Here is a 450-nt window from a genome sequence, read left to right as displayed (position 1 = left end):
TCCGAACTCAGAAGTGAAACGCGTTAGCGGCGATGGTAGTGTGGGGCTTCCCCATGTGAGAGTAGCACACCGTCAGGCTCCCAATTACGAAAAAGCCCGCTCATTCGAGCGGGCTTTTTGCGTTTATAAGTGAAAGCCTAGGTTTTTTGATTATTGTGAGCAGCAGCTCCGGCCATCAACCAACTAAGGTGACCTTAGCATCCTGGTGATGCAACGGGTTTCAGAGCAGTGTCTTGTTATGAAAATGAATGAGACAACGATTTGAAAATTAATTCAAAAAACGTGTTGACTCTGAGATTAATAAGCGTAATATACGCATCCCGCTTCAGGGGAAACCACTGAAGCCGCTAAGAAAAACTCTTAGCATTGTTCTTTAAAAATGTATAACAAGACAATCTGTGTGGGCACTCGTTAAGAGTGTCAACCGACGATTCATAAAAGTTTTTCGAT

The 450-nt window shown here is 43.6% G+C and carries 1 rRNA gene; it reads left to right on the top strand.

Features of this window, described 5'->3' with window-relative positions:
* Window positions 1-78 (top strand): 5S ribosomal RNA (rrf, locus tag ACXAGX_RS20535); the annotation flags it as partial.
* Window positions 79-450 lie beyond the last annotated feature (372 nt).

The sequence above is a fragment of the Alteromonas sp. ABV4_515 genome (assembly GCF_056160345.1).
This window is presented reverse-complemented; position numbering and strand designations above follow the sequence as displayed.